A 17,034-nucleotide genomic window follows, 5' to 3' on the forward strand; every position below is an offset into this window, starting at 1 on the left:
TGCGTCCAGGGGCGCCTCCGGCAGAAGCCGACAAGCCGTCACATCCTGGCTCTCAGCAGGCGAACCGCCCACCTCGCCACTTCTCAAAGACCCTGGTCGCACGACGACCCCGGTTCTTCGCCCACTGGGCCTGGACCACCCACGCCCCCCGCGTCTGGTGACCAGAACGACAAGAGCCGTATGACGAGAGATCGTCACGTACGGATCTGTGAGGGCCGAGGGGTGAGAATCCCCTCGGCTACTCGGCGAGTCACCTCATACGGACTCGACACCCACATGATCACCAGCGGCCATGCCTGTTCTGCGTCCAGGGGCGCCTCCGACAGAAGCCGACAAGCCGTCGCATCCCAGCTCTCAGCGGGCGAACCGCCCACCTTGCCACTTCTCAAAGACCCTGGCCCTCGCCTTCTACAAGAAAGGCTGGTGAGACCCCGTGAATAGGCTTCTGGGCCTGCAAACAGCTTACTGATCACCGGATGTGACAACCGATCAGAGCCCAGAATGACGCGCACCGCTTAACTTCGAAGACTCATCAAGACGCGTAGGGTGATGTAAGCACGGTAGTTGCAGGCTGCCCCGTCCCGACATACCTGAACGATACCACCGCCCTTTCCAGGTCCTGATCCTTAAGATTATCCTCCTCGCGATAGCTGTACATCCACTGCGTAGCACCATTGGTGACGGTAGCGCCAGAATAGAGCCTCCGCAGTAAACCACTGTTGAATTCAACGCCTACAGAGACTTGAGAGAGATGAATATCCCCGAGAGGGCTCCTGGAATTTGGATCAGGATTGTCGACCCCGCGGAGCTCGAAACGCGCTTCTTTGTACTGCCGACCCTCAGATTGGTATTCGAATAGGCAGACTTCGAATCTTGCAACAAGAGCCTTTCCGGGAAACGACTGGTAGGTGCTGCTGCAGGCAGGGCCGTATTGGGCATGCGCCGGGACGGCAACTCCTACCATTCCTAGCGTCAGTACGGATACAAGCATTCTCGCAAAACATTTCTTATTTCTTGCCATCACCGAACTCCAGCATCTGCTATTCTCGAGATTCCGGCTTGAAAACCGTCAGTACGCTTTATTGCCGGACAAAAAGAGGTACCTATTCACGTCTACTGTGACTCGCCAAGTAATGCCGCGGGGCGCAGCGCCCCAAACTGGAGCAACGATCCAAGCGCACGTGCGGCTCTGCCGACCTCAGCAACTGTGCCAATTTCGGCAGATTCGCGAGTGAGGATTTACTACTCACCTCGATGTGTCAACGGGGTGAGTCTCCCAGGCCACTGTCTCCAGGCGGTGGCCGGCGCTGCTGCCGGTGGTGGAGAAGGTCCTGGCCGCTCAGGTTCCCGATCCCGCCGCTGCGCCGCTGCGCCGCGGCGGCCGGCCGGCGGCCAGGCCGAGGGCCGGATTCCCCCTTCTCCCGTCGGACCGAGCGGCGGTGCCGGGTCCTCCGTGCGGCCCGCGCAACCATCGTCACTGCGCATGGCTCCCTGTGCGGCAGAAGCCTGGACGGCGTGTGACCTGGGGGTTTGGAATATAGCGCCGACGGTATATATCATCTGAGGTATGGTGGCGTACGAGGTGGAGCTGGAGCCCGAGGTGAGGTCCTGGTTGGACACCCTCTCGGACCAGCATTTCGCAAGGGTCGACTTCATCGTCGGGCGACTGGCGGCATCTCCGACGACGCTGGGTGAGCCCTACTCCCGGCATCTCGGCGGGAAGACTCGCGAGCTGCGGTTCCATCTGGGCCCTAACGCCCAACGCATCACCTACTGGCTCGCTCCGCGACAGCGGATCGTGCTCCTCACCGTGTTCCGCAAGACCAAGCAGAATGAGAGCGCCGAGGTAGCCCGCGCTGAAGCAGCACAGCGGGAGTGTGAAGCCAAGCACTTGGAAGAGGCCGCTCATGACTACAGCCGCGCTAAGCAGGAAGGAGAGCAGTCGTGAATCACTCCAGTTGGAGGGCCGCCCGCTCCCAGCGGCTGGCCTCCGTCCCGGACAACGAACACGAGAAGGACTACGAGGATGCGAGTCTCGCATTCACCCTCGGGCAGATGGTCTACGACCGCCGGGCTGAGCTTGGTCTGACCCAGACAGAGCTTGCCACGCGTGCAGGAATGAAGCAGCCTGCCATTTCCCGGATCGAGGGCGGCGGAACGGTTCCCACAGTTCCACTGCTGCGCCGACTGGCGAAAGCACTGGATGCTGATCTCAACATCAGCTTCACCCCTCGCGAGGCGACTTTCGCTGTCCAAGCGGAGCCTGAAAATGTTGATGGCAAAGAACTACCAGAGAACGCAGTCGCCCCCGATGAAGCTGCGGATCCCCAGATCGCTGAAGCCTTGGAACATGACGAGGCGCTTTTCTACGCCCTGATGTCCGCGCGTCTTGGCCTGCCTGTGCCAACTGGCGGCGGCGTAGTCACTGATCGGGACATGTCTGCCATCCATGGAGCTGTAGAGCCCTTCCGCGAGCTGCTGCAACGCAATGTCCGGTTCCGGCACAGCAGGCCAGAAGGTCTCGGTGTGTGGCTGGTAGGCGCAGCGTTGCTACGAACCGATGAGCCCGCGATGCGCGAGCTCATCAAGAGCAGTCAAATGGTTAAGGCACTAGCGCGAGAATCTTCCGAGCTCCGGGCCCATCAACTTCATGCTTCGCTGGAGTCCTTGACAAAGCACTTCCAGTCTCTCGCAGCGGAGTTGAGAGTTGAAGCAGAGCGCTTGGCCGATGCGTGACGACAAGTTCGATACCCTGCTCCGGCTCTGCGAATGGGCTTGAGCGCATGAGGCGTGCGCCCTCGTTCAACTCCAGGCTCACCACTTCAGTACGTGGGTGACGGAATCGCGGCCAGTTCGTGGACGTGGCGAGAGAGCGTCCATGAGTCGACTGAGATCCGGCACGGTGAGCCAGGGGAGAACCGAATCCATTTCTACCTCGCTTGCATGTCGCCGACCTGGGCAGCGAGCGTATTGCAGTCTCCGGACGACGCCAGCCCGCAGCCCTTCGGACGGTAGAAGGGTCACTGCGTTCGCAACAAAGGTGATCAGCCATGGGACGCTTTGAGAGTTCCCTCCTTGACCTCTGAAGAAGGGCTGCGGATCTGTCCTGGACAGCATGCCGGGCCAGTCTGATCCGGGGCTGAGCGTCCCGAGTGTGCCGCAGTGGCGCGCTCAATCTGTTCTCTGGCTCACGGGCTGAGCGCCGTTATCAGCCGCTGGTGCGCGCGATGAAGGCCGCGCGCCCCTCACCTGGCTTGTCGCTGAGCAGCGCGTGGATTTGTGAGATCCAGCAGCGCAGTGCCAAGTCGGCGAGGCTCTCGACGAAGTAACGGTCGGCCAAGACGGAGCCAGGTGGGTGCACCTCCCGCGCACTCATCCATTCCATCAGCGTGCTGGCAGCACCCCGCGCCAGCCAGACCTGGTCTCTCGCAGCACGTGTCTGGCGCCCTCCGGTCGCCCGCATCCATACCTGGTCCATGTTCTCGAGCACTTCCGTGCGCAGGGTCTGCAGATCCTCGGCGCTGATACGTGCCAGCTTCTCGATCCGCTCCCGGGGCGATGTCGTCTCCTGGCGGGCCATCTGTGAAACGTGGCATGCGGCCGCGTAGTCCCAGACCGCGACGCAGTCCTCGGCGGTGTCGCAGTCGATATGCAGCGCGACTGTCAGATCACTCATGAACGCAAGGTCCGATTCGGGGAGTTGCCGCATCTCCAGACCAACCAGGACACCCAGCAGGCGGGCATCAACTTCTTCGCGCGGGGAGCGAGCCAGATCGGGCTGACGCCGGAGGTTGCTGCGCATCTGGCGTATAGCCCTGCCGTTCTCGGCCAGTGAGATCTTCGCCGAAGCCTCGGCGTTTTCGTACTCGCTGTCCATCTCGGCGGCCCACAGCGGCGGAACCTGCGCCTGTACGTGTTCTACCTGCTCCTCGTGTCGCACACGGTGCTTGAAGTAGACACGTGCGCGCGACGCGTACCGCACCCCGGCGCAGGGGAAGGCCCCGCCCATCCGCCATGGGGAGACGGACGAGCGGAGCCGGTCGTGCGGCCTACCAGTGGATGCGCTGGCCTGCCGGTGTCACGTGGACAGTGGCCTCGTCCACTGCTGGCGTACCAGCGGCATGCCAGCGGCTGAGATGCTCCTCGATGGCGTCCCAGAGCGGGTCAGGGCCGCCCTGTCGGACGATCCAGCGGCCGTCCTCGTCGTAGAGTGCGGCGAACGACCCTGTCTCGGTGTCGACGAGGACGTCCTCTTTGTGCCCGCCGCTGTGCAGCTGCAGACGCTGCACGGTCGGTACGGCGAACTGGGCGACGAACCGGGTCGTCCAGTCGTCCAGGACATCGGCGCCCATGATGGCCTCGCGTTCCTTGCCCGCGCTGAGGTCCGGCAGCATGCCCAGTGGCGGCGCCTGGTGAGGTCGGGCGAGCATGAAACTGACCTGCCCGCCCAGTGCAGGCCCGGAAGCCGTGCCGTCTTCGTGGACTGTCAGGCGCACCAGTTCGGACGCGTTCAGCCAGCCGCCGATGGTTGTTACGATCTGCCCGCCGGGCCGGGTCTGCTCAAGCCAGACCGTGGGCACGGTGCGTACGGCGCACGTGGCGATGATCCGGTCGTACAGTTCGCCCTGCTCTCCGCCCTGGAGGCCGTCGCCGATCAGCAGGTTCGGGTACATGTCGAGCCGGCCGAGAGCCTCCCGGGCCCGCAACGCCACCTCCTCGTCGTACTCGATCGAGGTGACGTGGTCGTCGCCCAGTCGCGCGCAGAGCACCGCGGTTGAGTAGCCAGTGCCGGTGCCGATCTCCAGGACTTTCATGCCCGACTGCACCTTGAGGTCCTCGAGCATGCGCAGGACGAGAGAGGGCAGGGTGCTCGAGCTGGTCGGTTCCCGCAGGATCTCGCCGCGGATGTCGGTCGGCTTGATCGTGCCCGCGATCTGCGTCACCAGGGACTCATCGGTATAGCAGGCCTCGAGCCATCCCTCCCCACCCTCACGGACCGGGGCCCAGGCGGTCGGCGACGTGCCGGCCACCACGCGAAAGAACCCGTTTCGGAGGAACTCATGCCTCGGTACTGCCGCGGCGGCGTCCTTCCACGGCTGGGATCGCAGCGAGCCACTGGCGGTCATGCTGTCGATGAGCTGCCGGAGGTGCTTTTCGTGGTCGCTCACGGCTTCCTTTCCAGTAGGTCGGCCAGAGCTGCGCACATGGGCAGGCCGGTCTCGTGCTCCAGCCACTGCCATTGACCAGACGGGTTGCATTCCAGGAACCACCATTGCCCGTCGGCGTCCAGCGCGAAGTCGAAAGCGCCGAAATGGAGCCCGAAGTGGTCCAGGTACTCGTGGAGTGCCAGTTCGATGTGCGCAGGTGTGGGTACGGGGGTGTAGCTCAAGCTGCTGTAGTCGGTCCGCCAGTCCAGGAGATCGGAGTCGATCCGGACACTGAAGATGTGCCGCCCGATCACGGTCACGCGGATGTCGGCTGTTTTTGCTACGCGCTTCTGGAACAGGTGGGCGGTGCCGGCCACCCCGTCGGTGATGTCCTCTGCGGTCACCTCGGCGATTTTTACGACGGAGGAGACGTCGTCGATTCGATACACGGGGTTCGACAGGGGCTTGTAGATCGTGGGGCTGTGCTGCTTGATGAACGCCTTGGCGGCGCCAGGGTTCGACGTGATGAGCGTGCGCGGCACCTGCAGGCCGGCCTTGACGGCGGCGGCCAGACCGGAGGGCTTGAATTCGGCGTCACCCGTGTAGTGAGGATGGTTCACGTACATGCAGTTCGGAAGTGACGCGATCACGCCTCCGAGGCCGTACCGGGCCTGGGTGATGGCGAACCGCGCGTCCTGCTCGTTGAGGTGCTGGAAAGCGAAGCCAGTCGGACGCCGGTAGTACAGAGCGCGGATGTCGTCGAGGTCGGCGGTGCGTGAGGGGGTATCGAGGCGCCCCCGGATGCCGTCCTGGGTGATCTCGGCCTCCACCGACAGTGATGCGGGAAAGTCCCCCGAGTCGAACCGCACGACCGGGATGCCCCGGTCGTACAGCTCGGCTATCACTACGTCGGCGGTGGGGTCGTACAGGCTGGTGACGACCAACACCGGACGCAGATCACTCACTGGTCGTTGTCGCTCCCCGTGTCGGAGTCCTGGGTGCTTCCGTTCCCGTCAGGGCTGGTCCCCGTGGACGGAGCGGTGCCGGTGCTGGTGCCGTGGCCGGGCATCTCCATCGCCTTGCCGGAGCGGTCGAAGAACACGGCGGTCTGGGTGCTCGGGTTCAGCTCGACCCGGGCGTGCTCCGGCGCCACGGTCGGGTAGGGCGCCATGCGGCTGAGGCCCCAGGGGGGCGGAGTGATGGTGCCCTGCGGGATCGCGGGGCTTGTGGGCAGGCGGTCAGAGTGGGCAAACATGCGTCTCCTCGTGTCGGAGTTGCAGGGTGGGCGGGCGGGCCCGCTGCAGAAGTGGAGCCGGGGGCGGCTCCGCGGGCCCGCCCAACGCCAGCCGCCTGTCCTTCGTGCATATGGCCGGCTGGCGCGTCGGTCCCCGGCGCAGGGGCGGTGATCGATCCGTGGGGGACGTTCGGTGTTGTCCATCTCTGCGCCGGGAGTCTTGCGCTGTCCGGTGGCCCGGTGCCGTAAGGCCCGGGCCACCGGACAGGGGTCAGGGGACGACCGCGGCGAAGGCGACCTGGGTGACGGGGCACAGTTCGCGCACGGCCTCGTGGGCGACGACGAACGGCAGGTCGGGCGAGCCGTAGCGGCAGCACCCTGCCCTGCTGGAGATCCATCAGGCTGCGCACCCGCGTGGCAAGGTCGCCCATGTCCGTGGCAGCCTCGCCCGCCGCGATGGCCCAGACGCCCGGCATGAAGTCCACACCGGCCACCGGCACGGGCCCACCCAGGATCGCCGCACGCTGAGGAAGCGGTGTGCGCATCAGGCCGCCACCTCGCCGATCGCGGGGAGGAAGGCCTGCACGGTCGTGCCCACGACCACGTCATAGGTGTTCCAGGCCAGGCGGTTGCACCGGTGGGGCACCCGCCACAGTCCCGCGGGCACGCCCTGCCGCGCACCGCACCGGCTCTCGACGCCTTCGAAGCCCGGCTCGCTGTTGATGAGTTGGACCTTGTCCACCGTGATCGTGGCGGCCTTGCCGATGACGGGCGTCCAGCTTTTGGCACTCGTGCTGTCGTGGCCTCCGGCAGGACCGGCCTTGGCGTAGTGGACGTTGGGGCAGGTGAGCCCGCGCCGGTCGGTGATTTCCGGTTCGAGGAACTGCGGCGCCGCCAACGGGCGGGCTGGGGATTCGGAAGCGACGGACACGATGTGTCTCCTGATGACGGATGGTGAGTTTCTGCGCTTGGTCGGGCCTGGCGAGCCGCCTGCTGTTCAGGCTTTTGTGCCGGTCTGTGCGCCTGCCCGGTGACGGGCGCATCCGAGGTCGTCGAGGTTGATGAGGGTGTAGGCGCGCAGGCGGCGGATGAGTTGGGAGGCGAGGTACCAGCGCAGGCCGGGGTGTCCGTACGGCAGTGCCTCCCGGCCGTCGGCGGGTAAGGCGCGCAGGCCGCCGTGGGCGTACTGGTAGGGGGTGCCGATGACGCCGTACAGGGGTGCGCTCTGGGCGAGGAACACGGTGGGCCGGCCTTGGAGGTGAGGGCATTGTTCGGCTGCGGTCCGGGCGTGCTGGAGGCAGACCGGCGGCTGGGCGGTGCGTACGACTGCGTCGGCGGGGGGTACTTCGTGTGGTCCGGCGAGGAAGAGGTAGCCCTCGCGCGTTCGGGCGGGTTGGGCGCAGACCTGGCAGCGCAGCTGTTCCATGCATTCGCGCTGCCGGGAGGGGTGGACCATCCGCCACCGCGGCCGCCCGGTGGGCAGGCCGTTGGCACCGATGTTTTGGGAGCAGCGTCCCCACAGCACGCCGCGCAGGTCCCGGTCCCCGTTCTGTTCGTTGCGGTAGGCGAGTTGGAGGCGGCCGTCGGGGCCTTGGGCACCGCGCAGGGAGGCGAGCAGGGCGGGGCGTTCGCCTTCACGGCCGGTGATGTAGGGCACCAGCCGGGTGGTGCTCGGGTCGGCGGGACGGGCAGGCATGCGAACGATTTCCCCTTCAACGGATGACGGAGCAGGAGCACAAGCCGCTTGGGCCGAGCTGGGAACAGCGTCACGTCGCCGATGCTGCGCCCGGCGCCGGTGCGCTGTGGGTGCTGTGCCCGGTGCGGTCGCGGGTGCGTTGAGGCCCGCCCCGAGGCTCGACCTGTCCAGGGTTGGGGCTCGGGGCGGGGGCTGAAGCCCTGTCCTGCCGGAGTCCTTCCTTGCTGTCCGGCGGGACGGGAGATACGGGGGTGGGGGTGCGACCCTGACCCTTCGGTTGCTGTGGGGCCCCGGAATGGCCCGGAGCAGGGGGAGAACGCGGTGGCTGGTCAGGGGTAGCGGCGGCGGACGGTGTTCGCGCAGCGGGCGTGGATGTGGCCGGCGCGTGCTGCGCCGCCGCTGGGGCTGACGTGGTCGTAGGGGATGGTCTGGTCGTCGTGGTGGAGGGGCTGGTCGCAGGCCAGACACATGGAGACTTCGGCCAGGGCGTCGTGGTGGTCGCACAGCGCGGCCAGGGCACGTGCGAGGCGGCGTGCGTAGACGAGCAGGCTGTGCCGGTCGGGTGCGGGCCGCGCACGGAGCCGGTTACGGGCCTTGGCGGTGCAGGCGAGGGCGATGTAGCGGGGTACGTCGTCGGCTGGCCGCCTGGCGGCCGCGTATTCGACCTGGGTGATGAGCCGGCGGGTGTTTTCGTGCAGGAAGTCGGTGAGTGCTGCGAGTTCGTCGTCGGTGAGGGGGAGCGGCTGGTGGTGGGGGAGGAGCAGGCCGATGTTCCAGCGGATTACCGGGAGATCTGCGTGGTGGGTGGTGTCCTTGACGTGCACGGGACTTTCCTGGGGCTTGGTGGTGCTGTGCATCGGGTCGACGCTCCCTCGCTGGGTCGGCGGCGACGCTCGGGCCGTTGCGACGGCCCAGGGCGCTCGTCTTGATCGGCAGCCTCACGCGCTGGGTTCTTCGGGAGAGCTGAGTGCGATTCCCCTACGGTTCCAAGAGCGGCTCTCTGCGTCACGGGCAGCGGTGACCAACTTTCTTGGACAAGCGCAAGCCGTCTGACCTGCCGAAGCGCTCCCTCGCTGAGGCGAGGTTGGGCGATTTCTGAGGCCGAAGCTGGGCTGTGGTCGCCCAACTGGCTGATGCGGCACCTACCTTGGGATCACACCGCACTACAGGGAGCTTGCGATGAGTGCCCCGATCAAGCCCGGTTCGAAGCAAGACCGCGACGCCCTGCGCCAGAGCATGACGGCCGCAGGCTGTACTGCCGAAGACATCGCCGTCGAGATGCGTGCCCGCTACCGGATGAGGCCCCGCGAGGCATGGCGTCACGCCCGCGGCTGGACCCTCCAGGAGACGGCCGACCGCATCACGCAGGCCAGCGCGCAGCACCCCGGCGAGGCCGTCGCTGCTGATGCCTCGCTCGTCGGCAAGTGGGAGAAGTGGCCCGGCCCGTCAGCGCGACGTCCCAGCATCGCCGTGCTGCTTGCCATGGCCGCTGCGTACGGCTGCCGTCCTTGCGACCTCCTGGACCTGGACGACCGGCAGCACCTGCCGGACTCCGACCTGCGCGCCCTCACCAGCACGCCGCCCAAGAGCCCGCCGGCCGCCGTCGCGACTGCTCCCCCTGCAGCGACGCCGACCGGTCCAGACCTTGTGCGCCTGGCCGCCGACGAGTCGGCGACCTGGGCGCAGTGGGCCGAGGCGTCGAACTGCGGCGACATCGCCATCGAGCAGCTCATGGCCGAGACCCGCTCCCTGGCCGACGACTATCTCACCTCGGACCCACTGCTCCTGTTCAACCTCACGCGCAAGCTGCGCGACCGCACCTTCGCGCTGTTGGAGGGCCACCAGTACCCGCGTCAGTCCGCCGACCTGTACATGGTGGCCGGATACCTGTGCGGTCTGCTTGCGTGGATGTCCTCCGACCTCGGGCAGCTCCGCGAGGCAGACACACAGGGACGCACCGCCTGGCTGTGCGCCGAGCTTGCCCGGCACGACACGCTGCGTGCCTGGGTACTGTCCACACGATCCAAGGTCGCCTTCTGGGACGGACGCCTGCGCGAGGCGATCGCCTATGCCCGGCGTGGCGTCACCTGCCATCCCACCGGTACCGTCGCGGTTCTGCTGACCTGCCAGGAAGCGGATGCCTGGAGCAGGCTGGGCGTCTATGGCGAGGCCATGGACGCGCTTGCCCGCGCCGATGACGTCCGGGACTCGGTGGTCGACAGCGACGACATCGGCGGCCTCTTCTCCTGCCAGCCCGCCCGGCAGGAGAACTATGCGGCCGCGGTACACCTGCGCGTGGGTGAGCCGGCGCAGGCTCTGCGCGCCGCCGACAACGCCCTCAGCCTCCTGACGGTGCAGCCCGTGCGCGCGTACGGCACCGAGGCACAGATCCACATCAGCAAAGCCGCAGCGCACCTTGCGACCGGCGAATCCGAGGGAGCACTCGAAGCACTCGCCCCGGTCCTCTCCCTTCCACCGGACAACCGCCTAGCCCCAGTCACACAGCGGCTGTACGAGCTGGTCTGTGACCAGGGGCAGGCCCGCGCCGTCGGGGCAGGTCTGCGCGGCGCGATCGAAGCCTTCTGTCTTGACTCCGCTCCGCGACATCTCGCGCTCTCGCCAGGGGGCGGTTCCGCCTGATTGGATCGCGGCCATGACATCGGACACCGAGACAATGCGGAATCACTGGTGGTGGCGGCCCGGTTGGAGCGTGGGCCGCCGCTTCTACACCTGGCACCTCACCTTCGAGGGACAGGACGATGTCCACCGCCTGGCCGCTGAGTACCGGGCTGCTCTGGCCCCGCTGGGCGACACCGTCACCTTGATCCCCGATCAGTGGCTGCACCTCACCATGCAGGGCATCGGCTTTGTGGGGGAGGCGAGCGAGAAGGACGTCGACAGGATCGTGGCTGCTGCCAGGGAGCGACTCGCCGAGGTGTCGGCCTTCGACGCCGAGATCGGTCCCGCCGTCATCAACCCGGAGGCCGTCCTGCTGCATGTCCACCCGGACACGCCGGTGCGGCGGGTACGCGACAGCGTCCGCGCGGTCATCGGCGACGTCCTCAACGAAGTGCCCGAACGCGCCGACGGGTTCATCCCTCACGTATCGGTGGCCTACAGCGCCGGTGACGGGCCGATTGAGCCGATCGCGACTGCCCTGGCGGGCCTCGATGCCACGCCCGCCCGTGCGCGGATCACCAGTGCCGAGCTGATCGTGCTGCACCGCGACCGGCAGATGTATGAGTGGCAGACGTACGCCACCGTCCCACTGGGGTGACCCACGGCGCCATCCTCACGGAGGGCGTACAGCGAAGTCGTCGTCCGTTGGGCGACGGCGCCTTGTCTACAGGTCGACACAGTGGTGAAGTTGAGGGCGCGGCGCGAGCGTGGATCCTGGGCAGCGAGGCCGCGTCCGGCCAAAGTCCCCGTGCCTGAAGAGACCGCCCAGGGCCCGCTTACGAAACCTGCTCGCAGGTAACGGTGGCGGTCGGGCAGGTTTGCGAGGCGGGTCAAGGCGCCACGTTCGGCGGCGTCTGCTGTCAGGTTCCAGCGCAGTTCGTCCGCCACCCAGTCTGCAGCGTACGTGCAGCGGTCCGCCGGTACAGGCAGCCAGCCCGCCGGGTCCTTGTCCGCCTTGGATCGGTCAGAGCTGCCGGACACCGCGATCAGGCTGTTCGGAGCCCCTGGTCGTTGGCGTACACCTCACGCCGCTCCGCGGTCCAGGCGGCTGCTCCAGATGGCAGGGGGCGTCATTCCACCGGTGCGGTATTCGAAACCGCTGGTGGTGTCGGCAAGGTGTCAGGGCCGAGCGCTATGGTGCGTGGCCGTGGACGCTACTGATCTTGACTACCGGGCCCGGACACGGTCCGACTGCATACCGCCAGAGCTGGTCTCGCGGCTGCTCGAACACGGCCACATCGACGTGGTGGAGCTGTACGCGGGACGCGGGGAGTGGTTCTGCGCGCTGGCGTGGGCGCGGTTGCTTGGGGAGCAGGGCCGGCAGGCCGACGCGTTGGAGGTGCTCGCCCCCGTACCTGACGACTGGCTGATGGACGGCCGTTGTGGCCGTGGCGGAGCTGTTGGAGGGCTGGGGCCGCGTCGACGACGCGATCGAGATCACCCGGGTCCGCATGGAGGCCGGACACCCGATGGCGCTGGAGCTCTACACGCGCCTGCTCGCCCGGCACGGACGCGCCGACGAGGCGTTCACCTTGCTGCGCCCGCACATCGGCGAGTTGTCCCTCGACACACTGGTCGACGTCGCGGCCGCCGCCGGCCGCGACGAGGAAGCCACCGCGCTGGTCTGCGCCCGGTTCGAACACCAGTGTTCCGACTTTCCGTGGTGCTGCCGAGTCCGCGATCGCGACACGGCGATCGGGCTCCTCGCCAAGATCCGCGAGCACCAGGGACGCACCGACGAGGCGATCGCCCTGCTACGCACCGCCAGCACCACACTGCTCAACAACCAGGAGCAGCTGGCCGTGCTGCTGGCGCGGCACAGCCGGCTCGAGGAGCTTCGGGCAACTGCGGCGACCGATGACTCGAGGTACGCCGTACAACAGCTCGCCGGTTTGCTGGAGGAGCGCGGCGACGTGGAAGGGGCGATCGCGGCATACCGGCAGGACGACAGACTCGTGGCCGACGACCCCAACTCGGCTTTCGAGCTCGCGCAGCTGCTGGCCCGGCACGGCCGGGGCAACGAAGCGATCGACGTGATGCGCCTGCAGGCTGACGCTCGCAACGGGGACGACTGGATCCTCCATACTCTGTCCGACCTCTGCCTCGCCCAGGGCCGCCCCGAGGACGGCCTGGCACACCTCGACGCCCTCGCCGCCGCCCGCGGGGGCGAGGAGGACTGGGAGCTGTACTGGATACGGCTGTCGCTGATCGCCGCCCGCGACGGCGTCGATGAAGCGATCGCACAGGCCCGCTCCCACCCCGAGGGCGCCACCTGGTACGCGGCCTCACACATCGCCGTGCTGCTCGCCGGTGCCGAACGCACCGAGGAGGCCGTCGCCGTTTTGTGCCCCCACGCCCATGTTCCCGCAAACAGGCATGACCTGGCCGGGTATCTCGTCGACCTCGGCCGCATCGAAGAGGCCGTGGCCGTCCTTCACCAGGACAAGCATCGCCGGCCACAGGCCTCGGCCACCACCGCTTGGAGCGACGACCCCCCGTTCTGAAGGTCAGCCCGGCGCACACCCGACAGGACAGACGGCAGTAGGCCGTGCAGCCGTTTCAGGGACCACGGACAGGCGGGAATGACGGCAGGCGGGCGGTGTTGTACGGGGCGTGGCTGTGGAGGGGACAGTGTCCCCGGGCCTCACCTATTGCCTGCAGGGATGATCGTTCGGCTGAAGCCCTGTGGCGCCTTTCGCCGCGTAGGCGACCGCCCTTCACAGCCCACCGCACTTCGGCCCCAGGCTCTCCAGCCCGGGGCCGCGGTGTTTGTGCCCGGAGGAGGACAGCCGATAGCCGCATCAAGAGTCGGGCTGTTGGCGCAGGTCGAGGAAACAGCGGAGCCGGACGCCGGGCTCGCCCGGGTGCCGGGTGGTGCGTTCGGCTGCGGAGATCGCGCATTGGGTGGCGAGCAGTTCCTGGATGGCGAAGGCGGTGGCGTCGTCGGCGGCCGCGACCTCGACCACGGCCAGGCCGGGTTCCGCCACGTGTGCGTCGTTGATCGGCTTCATGTACGGCCAGACGCTCCGGCGGCCGGGGAAGTTCGGCCGGGCCGGCTTGTTCACCCGACCGGGGACACTCCGTCCCGCGTGGGCGAGCTGGGCTGGGTGCGGGTGCTGGTGAAGCGGACGGTCGGCCCCCACGCCTCTTGCGCGGTGGTCATGCACCACTGGCACAGGGGGAGGCCGCCGCTGCCGTATTTGTGGGTGTGTCGCTGGCAGCCGGAGCAGGGGCCGACGAGGCTGGTGGAGCAGGTGAAGGTGGAGGGGTCCGGCTCGGTGACCGGCGGGGGAGTGGCGGTGGTCATGACAGTGGTGTCCTGGTCCTGGCGGTGGGATGGGTGGAGCACCGGGGACGCAGCATAGGGACCGGAGGGTACGGGTGTTCGGTCAGCGCGCCGCGGTGGCATGAGTTGGGCGTGCGGATAAGTCGAGGATGCCGAGGACGGTGTCGGGCTGGCAGTGGGTGCAGGCGGTTAGCCCAGTGGCGAGCAGTCGGCGGGCTTCCTCGCGGTCGACGGGGCGATGGCGCCCTCCCGCCATGTGGCAGTCGCCGGCGTGGACCTGGACGGGGGGCCGTCCGGCGCCCATGCCGAGTTCGACGATCCACTCCGGAGGCGTGGGCTGGTGCTGCCGACCGTAGTCCTCTTCCGCCTGGCGCTGTCGTAGGGCGGCGATCTTGGTGTCGATGCGGTGCAGCCACATGGCGTGCCACACCCGCAGGGTGTGCAGGCGCTCGAGGTCGGGCGGCAGGTCATCGAACATATTTTTGATTCTATGCCGTGATCGGTTGTCCGCGCTGTCGCGTGTTCGATTTTCCGTTCGATAGCGTGGCGGGGGAGGTGAGGACCATGGGGACGCGAGTCGCGAAGGGCGGGCCGGGTGTGGTGATGCATGTGCGGGGCCCGGACCGTCTGCCGGAAGAGCTCTACCGGGAGGTCCTGGAGCAGTTGGCGCAGCTGTCCCCGGTGGTGCAGGCCCTGCCGCCGACCGCGGCTCTGGTGGAGCTGAAGGGTGCCCTGCCCTACTACGGCACCGACCCGCACCACCTGGGCGAGGTCCTGCGGGTGCGCACGCTCTCGCGGCTCGGTGTCGACGTCCGTGTCGGCGTCGGGCCGTCGGTGACCGTCGCGGCCACCGCCTCCGCACAGATCGCCGCTCCTGGCGGCGTCCTGACCATCACCCCCGACCAGGCCGCCGGCTGGCTGGCCGCCCTGCCGGTCGACGCGCTGCACGGCATCGGCCCCCGCCAGGCCGCGGTGCTGCGGGAGCACGGCATCCACTCGGTCGGGCTGCTCGCCGGCGTCCCGGCGGCGACCGTGCAGCGCCTGCTCGGCGGGAAGGCCGGGCGCCTGGCCGCCGACCGCGCCCGCGGCATCGATCCGCGTACGGTCGTGGCCCGTGCCCTGCCCGCTTCCGCGACCGTCCGCTGCACCTTCGACCGCCACACCCTGGACGGCGCGGCCGTCCGCGCAGCCCTGCTCGGCCTGGTGGTGCAGCTCGGCATCCGGCTGCGCCGGCGCGGGCAGGCCGCCCGCGGCCTGAGCCTGACGCTCACCTTTGCCGGCGGCAGCAGTTGGGAGCGGACGCGCCGCTTGAAGGAGCCGTCCGCGCACGACGACGACCTGCGCACCCTCGCCTACCAGTTGATGGACGGGGCCGGACTGCAGCGCGGCCGCCTGACCGGCCTGGTCCTCAAGGGCGAGGACCTGGCCGACGCCGACCACGTCGCCCAGCAGATCAGCCTCGACAACGTGCGCGAGGCCCGTCTGGTCGCGGAAGCAGCCGTCGACCGCATCCGGGACAAGTTCGGCCCCGGTGTCATCGGTCCCGCCGCCGTCCACCGGCGCGCCTCATGAACCCGCCCGCCCACCGGGCGCCGTGAAAGGGGCATGGCGCATGCTGCTTCAACCCCCCCCGGATCGATCCCCACCTGGCCCTGCGAGCTGCCGCACTGGTCCTACGTGACGGCGGTCGACGACGCCCTGACCGCCCGGGGCATCCCGCCCGGCAGCGTGCGGGCCGACCGCACGGGGCGCGAGCACGGCGAGCGGATGTACATCGTCCTGGCGTGGGATGTCAGCCGCACCGCCGGCCCCGGCGGCGTACGCCTGCACTGGGGTGAGGAGAACGGCTGGGCTGCCGCCCTGACCGGCGGCTCCCACACCACCACCCCGATCCGCCCGCTCACGCCGCTGCGCCGCGTCTTCGCCACGCCCCACGATGTTGCGGAGGTGGCTGTCGCCATGGTGCGTAACTGGTGCCGTCCGGTGGGGGAGTTCGCCGCGGAGTGGGACAGGGCGGGCGAGGCGCGCACGGCGATCGACGCTTTCCGCCGCCTCACGGTCGATTAGATCCTGTCTGTCGGCCGGGCGGGCCGATGCGCTGGCACAGGCGTGGTGCCCGCGCAGGCTTCCGGCATCGACCGAGACGCCGTCATCGCCGTCCTGACCCTGCCCTGGAGCTCCGGCGTCGTCGAAGGACACGTCAACAGGATCAAGATGCTCAAGCGCCAGATGTTCGGTCGCGCCGGTTTTACACTGCTCCGCAAGCGGGTCCTCCTCGCCCCGTGACCGATGTCAGTGGCTCCTGGAACCATGCCTTCGTCCGAGACAGCCGTATCAGGAGCCATGCATGGGAACGTGGGGAACCGGCCCGTTCGACAGCGACCTCGCCGCAGACTTCGTCGATGGACTTGAAGGACTCACGCACCAGCAGGTTATTGACGTGCTGGGGCGGGCATTCCAGCGAGTCACCGATTCGGGAGAACGCGTCGATGGCGGGGACGGGGCCGAAGCCGTTGCCGCTGGCGCTCTCGTCGCTAGCACCCTCCCGGACAGCCCCATCGTGATTGACCCCGATGACGGCCCCAGGGAACCGCTGCCCAAACTGCCCGCCTCCCTTTGCGCGTCGGCGAGACTCGCACTGGACCGGGTTCTCCAGGACGGATCAGAAATGGCCACCGGCTGGGTGGACAGCGTCGAAGCCGACCAGTGGCGCCAGGAAGTGGGACGGATCCTCCGAGCACTCGAAACATCCGGGACTGATCACTGACCGCTTCACGGACGCCGTGCCAGAACCCGAAGTCGTGAACAAAGCCACGGGTTGGTAATTCGAGAGCACATGTCCTCGGTGCGGCCTACCGTCGGAGCCGTGACTACAGATGCGTGGCATGTGCTGGGCAGCTCCCTCTCTGCCAGCCTTGGGTGAGACGTCCCGCTTCGTCGGGTTAGCCTGAGAGGGCACGACAGGAGAATCACCCCCTCATGACCAGTACCA

19 protein-coding genes are annotated in these 17,034 nt (G+C 67.9%); 9 read left to right on the forward strand and 10 right to left on the reverse strand.

Features of this window, described 5'->3' with window-relative positions:
- Positions 1 to 1,567 precede the first annotated feature (1,567 nt).
- Together ACWCQK_RS39605 and ACWCQK_RS39610 are read left to right on the forward strand one after the other, a co-directional pair.
- A complete protein-coding gene (locus ACWCQK_RS39605; protein ID WP_451163739.1) occupies positions 1,568 to 1,948 on the forward strand; it encodes a type II toxin-antitoxin system RelE/ParE family toxin in 381 nt (126 codons plus the stop codon).
- Entirely contained in the window at positions 1,945 to 2,736 is a 792-nt protein-coding gene (locus ACWCQK_RS39610) for a helix-turn-helix domain-containing protein (RefSeq protein WP_451163741.1), read from the forward strand. The genes ACWCQK_RS39605 and ACWCQK_RS39610 overlap by 4 nt, the downstream gene beginning before the upstream one ends.
- Positions 2,737 to 3,208: 472 nt before the next feature.
- Here ACWCQK_RS39610 and ACWCQK_RS39615 read toward each other — a convergent pair whose 3' ends face one another.
- The 7 genes from ACWCQK_RS39615 to ACWCQK_RS39645 form a co-directional block, all read right to left on the reverse strand.
- The gene (locus tag ACWCQK_RS39615; RefSeq protein ID WP_451163743.1) at positions 3,209 to 3,940 is read right to left on the reverse strand and encodes a hypothetical protein; all 732 of its coding nucleotides are present in this window, start codon (positions 3,938 to 3,940) and stop codon (positions 3,209 to 3,211) included.
- A gap of 109 nt (positions 3,941 to 4,049) precedes the next feature.
- Complete coding sequence (gene tgmC / locus ACWCQK_RS39620) at positions 4,050 to 5,168, reverse strand: ATP-grasp peptide maturase system methyltransferase (protein ID WP_451163745.1); 1,119 nt, start codon at positions 5,166 to 5,168, stop codon at positions 4,050 to 4,052.
- Positions 5,165 to 6,112 carry an ATP-grasp ribosomal peptide maturase gene (gene tgmB, locus ACWCQK_RS39625; protein ID WP_451163747.1) on the reverse strand — a complete coding sequence of 316 codons (948 nt, stop codon included), beginning with the start codon at positions 6,110 to 6,112 and terminating at the stop codon, positions 5,165 to 5,167. The genes tgmC and tgmB overlap by 4 nt, the downstream gene beginning before the upstream one ends.
- A complete protein-coding gene (tgmA, locus tag ACWCQK_RS39630; protein ID WP_451163749.1) occupies positions 6,109 to 6,402 on the reverse strand; it encodes a putative ATP-grasp-modified RiPP in 294 nt (97 codons plus the stop codon). The genes tgmB and tgmA overlap by 4 nt, the downstream gene beginning before the upstream one ends.
- 523 nt (positions 6,403 to 6,925) lie before the next feature.
- Positions 6,926 to 7,312 (reverse strand): hypothetical protein, encoded by a 387-nt coding sequence (locus tag ACWCQK_RS39635; RefSeq protein WP_451163751.1) that lies wholly within the window; start codon positions 7,310 to 7,312, stop codon positions 6,926 to 6,928.
- 66 nt (positions 7,313 to 7,378) lie between these two features.
- Positions 7,379 to 8,077 (reverse strand): hypothetical protein, encoded by a 699-nt coding sequence (locus tag ACWCQK_RS39640; protein ID WP_451163753.1) that lies wholly within the window; start codon positions 8,075 to 8,077, stop codon positions 7,379 to 7,381.
- A 329-nt stretch (positions 8,078 to 8,406) separates the two neighbouring features.
- Positions 8,407 to 8,934, reverse strand: a complete 528-nt coding sequence (locus ACWCQK_RS39645) for a DUF6415 family natural product biosynthesis protein (protein WP_451163755.1) — start codon at positions 8,932 to 8,934, stop codon at positions 8,407 to 8,409.
- A gap of 322 nt (positions 8,935 to 9,256) precedes the next feature.
- On the opposite strand from ACWCQK_RS39645, the gene ACWCQK_RS39650 reads away from it, so the two are divergent.
- The 3 genes from ACWCQK_RS39650 to ACWCQK_RS39660 all read left to right on the forward strand — a co-directional run bounded on the left by ACWCQK_RS39650 (position 9,257) and on the right by ACWCQK_RS39660 (position 13,260).
- A complete protein-coding gene (locus ACWCQK_RS39650; protein WP_451163757.1) occupies positions 9,257 to 10,717 on the forward strand; it encodes an XRE family transcriptional regulator in 1,461 nt (486 codons plus the stop codon).
- A 13-nt stretch (positions 10,718 to 10,730) separates the two neighbouring features.
- A complete protein-coding gene (locus tag ACWCQK_RS39655; protein ID WP_451163759.1) occupies positions 10,731 to 11,354 on the forward strand; it encodes a 2'-5' RNA ligase family protein in 624 nt (207 codons plus the stop codon).
- A 790-nt stretch (positions 11,355 to 12,144) separates the two neighbouring features.
- Entirely contained in the window at positions 12,145 to 13,260 is a 1,116-nt protein-coding gene (locus ACWCQK_RS39660; protein WP_451163761.1) for a tetratricopeptide repeat protein, read from the forward strand.
- Positions 13,261 to 13,557: 297 nt separating this feature from the next.
- Here ACWCQK_RS39660 and ACWCQK_RS39665 read toward each other — a convergent pair whose 3' ends face one another.
- From ACWCQK_RS39665 to ACWCQK_RS39675, 3 genes are all read right to left on the reverse strand, one after another.
- Positions 13,558 to 13,821, reverse strand: a complete 264-nt coding sequence (locus ACWCQK_RS39665; RefSeq protein WP_451163763.1) for a DUF6207 family protein — start codon at positions 13,819 to 13,821, stop codon at positions 13,558 to 13,560.
- Positions 13,818 to 14,063, reverse strand: coding sequence for a hypothetical protein (locus ACWCQK_RS39670; RefSeq protein ID WP_451163765.1), 246 nt, complete (start codon positions 14,061 to 14,063; stop codon positions 13,818 to 13,820). Before ACWCQK_RS39670 ends, ACWCQK_RS39665 begins: the two co-directional genes overlap by 4 nt.
- An 82-nt stretch (positions 14,064 to 14,145) precedes the next feature.
- On the reverse strand, positions 14,146 to 14,520 hold the full coding sequence (locus ACWCQK_RS39675; RefSeq protein ID WP_451163767.1) for a DUF6233 domain-containing protein: 375 nt from the start codon (positions 14,518 to 14,520) through the stop codon (positions 14,146 to 14,148).
- An 86-nt stretch (positions 14,521 to 14,606) separates the two neighbouring features.
- On the opposite strand from ACWCQK_RS39675, the gene ACWCQK_RS39680 reads away from it, so the two are divergent.
- The 4 genes from ACWCQK_RS39680 to ACWCQK_RS39695 all read left to right on the forward strand — a co-directional run bounded on the left by ACWCQK_RS39680 (position 14,607) and on the right by ACWCQK_RS39695 (position 16,809).
- Complete coding sequence (locus ACWCQK_RS39680) at positions 14,607 to 15,614, forward strand: DNA polymerase Y family protein (protein ID WP_451163769.1); 1,008 nt, start codon at positions 14,607 to 14,609, stop codon at positions 15,612 to 15,614.
- A 33-nt stretch (positions 15,615 to 15,647) separates the two neighbouring features.
- Positions 15,648 to 16,109 (forward strand): DUF6292 family protein, encoded by a 462-nt coding sequence (locus tag ACWCQK_RS39685; RefSeq protein ID WP_451163771.1) that lies wholly within the window; start codon positions 15,648 to 15,650, stop codon positions 16,107 to 16,109.
- A 45-nt stretch (positions 16,110 to 16,154) separates the two neighbouring features.
- Complete coding sequence (locus ACWCQK_RS39690; protein ID WP_451163775.1) at positions 16,155 to 16,328, forward strand: hypothetical protein; 174 nt, start codon at positions 16,155 to 16,157, stop codon at positions 16,326 to 16,328.
- Between the two features lie 61 nt (positions 16,329 to 16,389).
- Positions 16,390 to 16,809 (forward strand): DUF4259 domain-containing protein, encoded by a 420-nt coding sequence (locus tag ACWCQK_RS39695; protein ID WP_451163773.1) that lies wholly within the window; start codon positions 16,390 to 16,392, stop codon positions 16,807 to 16,809.
- Positions 16,810 to 17,034: the final 225 nt, after the last annotated feature.

It is taken from the genome of Streptomyces sp. NPDC002306 (assembly GCF_053593435.1).

Bases quoted from the DNA above. Each gene is read 5' to 3' on its own strand.
- ACWCQK_RS39605 (WP_451163739.1), top strand. From the start codon at position 1,568: ATGGTGGCGTACGAGGTGGAGCTGGAGCCCGAGGTGAGGTCCTGGTTG.
- tgmA (WP_451163749.1), bottom strand. From the start codon at position 6,402: ATGTTTGCCCACTCTGACCGCCTGCCCACAAGCCCCGCGATCCCGCAG.
- ACWCQK_RS39640 (WP_451163753.1), bottom strand. From the start codon at position 8,077: ATGCCTGCCCGTCCCGCCGACCCGAGCACCACCCGGCTGGTGCCCTAC.
- ACWCQK_RS39645 (WP_451163755.1), bottom strand. From the start codon at position 8,934: ATGCACAGCACCACCAAGCCCCAGGAAAGTCCCGTGCACGTCAAGGAC.
- ACWCQK_RS39650 (WP_451163757.1), top strand. From the start codon at position 9,257: ATGAGTGCCCCGATCAAGCCCGGTTCGAAGCAAGACCGCGACGCCCTG.
- ACWCQK_RS39655 (WP_451163759.1), top strand. From the start codon at position 10,731: ATGACATCGGACACCGAGACAATGCGGAATCACTGGTGGTGGCGGCCC.
- ACWCQK_RS39670 (WP_451163765.1), bottom strand. From the start codon at position 14,063: ATGACCACCGCCACTCCCCCGCCGGTCACCGAGCCGGACCCCTCCACC.
- ACWCQK_RS39675 (WP_451163767.1), bottom strand. From the start codon at position 14,520: ATGTTCGATGACCTGCCGCCCGACCTCGAGCGCCTGCACACCCTGCGG.
- ACWCQK_RS39680 (WP_451163769.1), top strand. From the start codon at position 14,607: ATGGGGACGCGAGTCGCGAAGGGCGGGCCGGGTGTGGTGATGCATGTG.
- ACWCQK_RS39685 (WP_451163771.1), top strand. From the start codon at position 15,648: ATGGCGCATGCTGCTTCAACCCCCCCCGGATCGATCCCCACCTGGCCC.
- ACWCQK_RS39695 (WP_451163773.1), top strand. From the start codon at position 16,390: ATGGGAACGTGGGGAACCGGCCCGTTCGACAGCGACCTCGCCGCAGAC.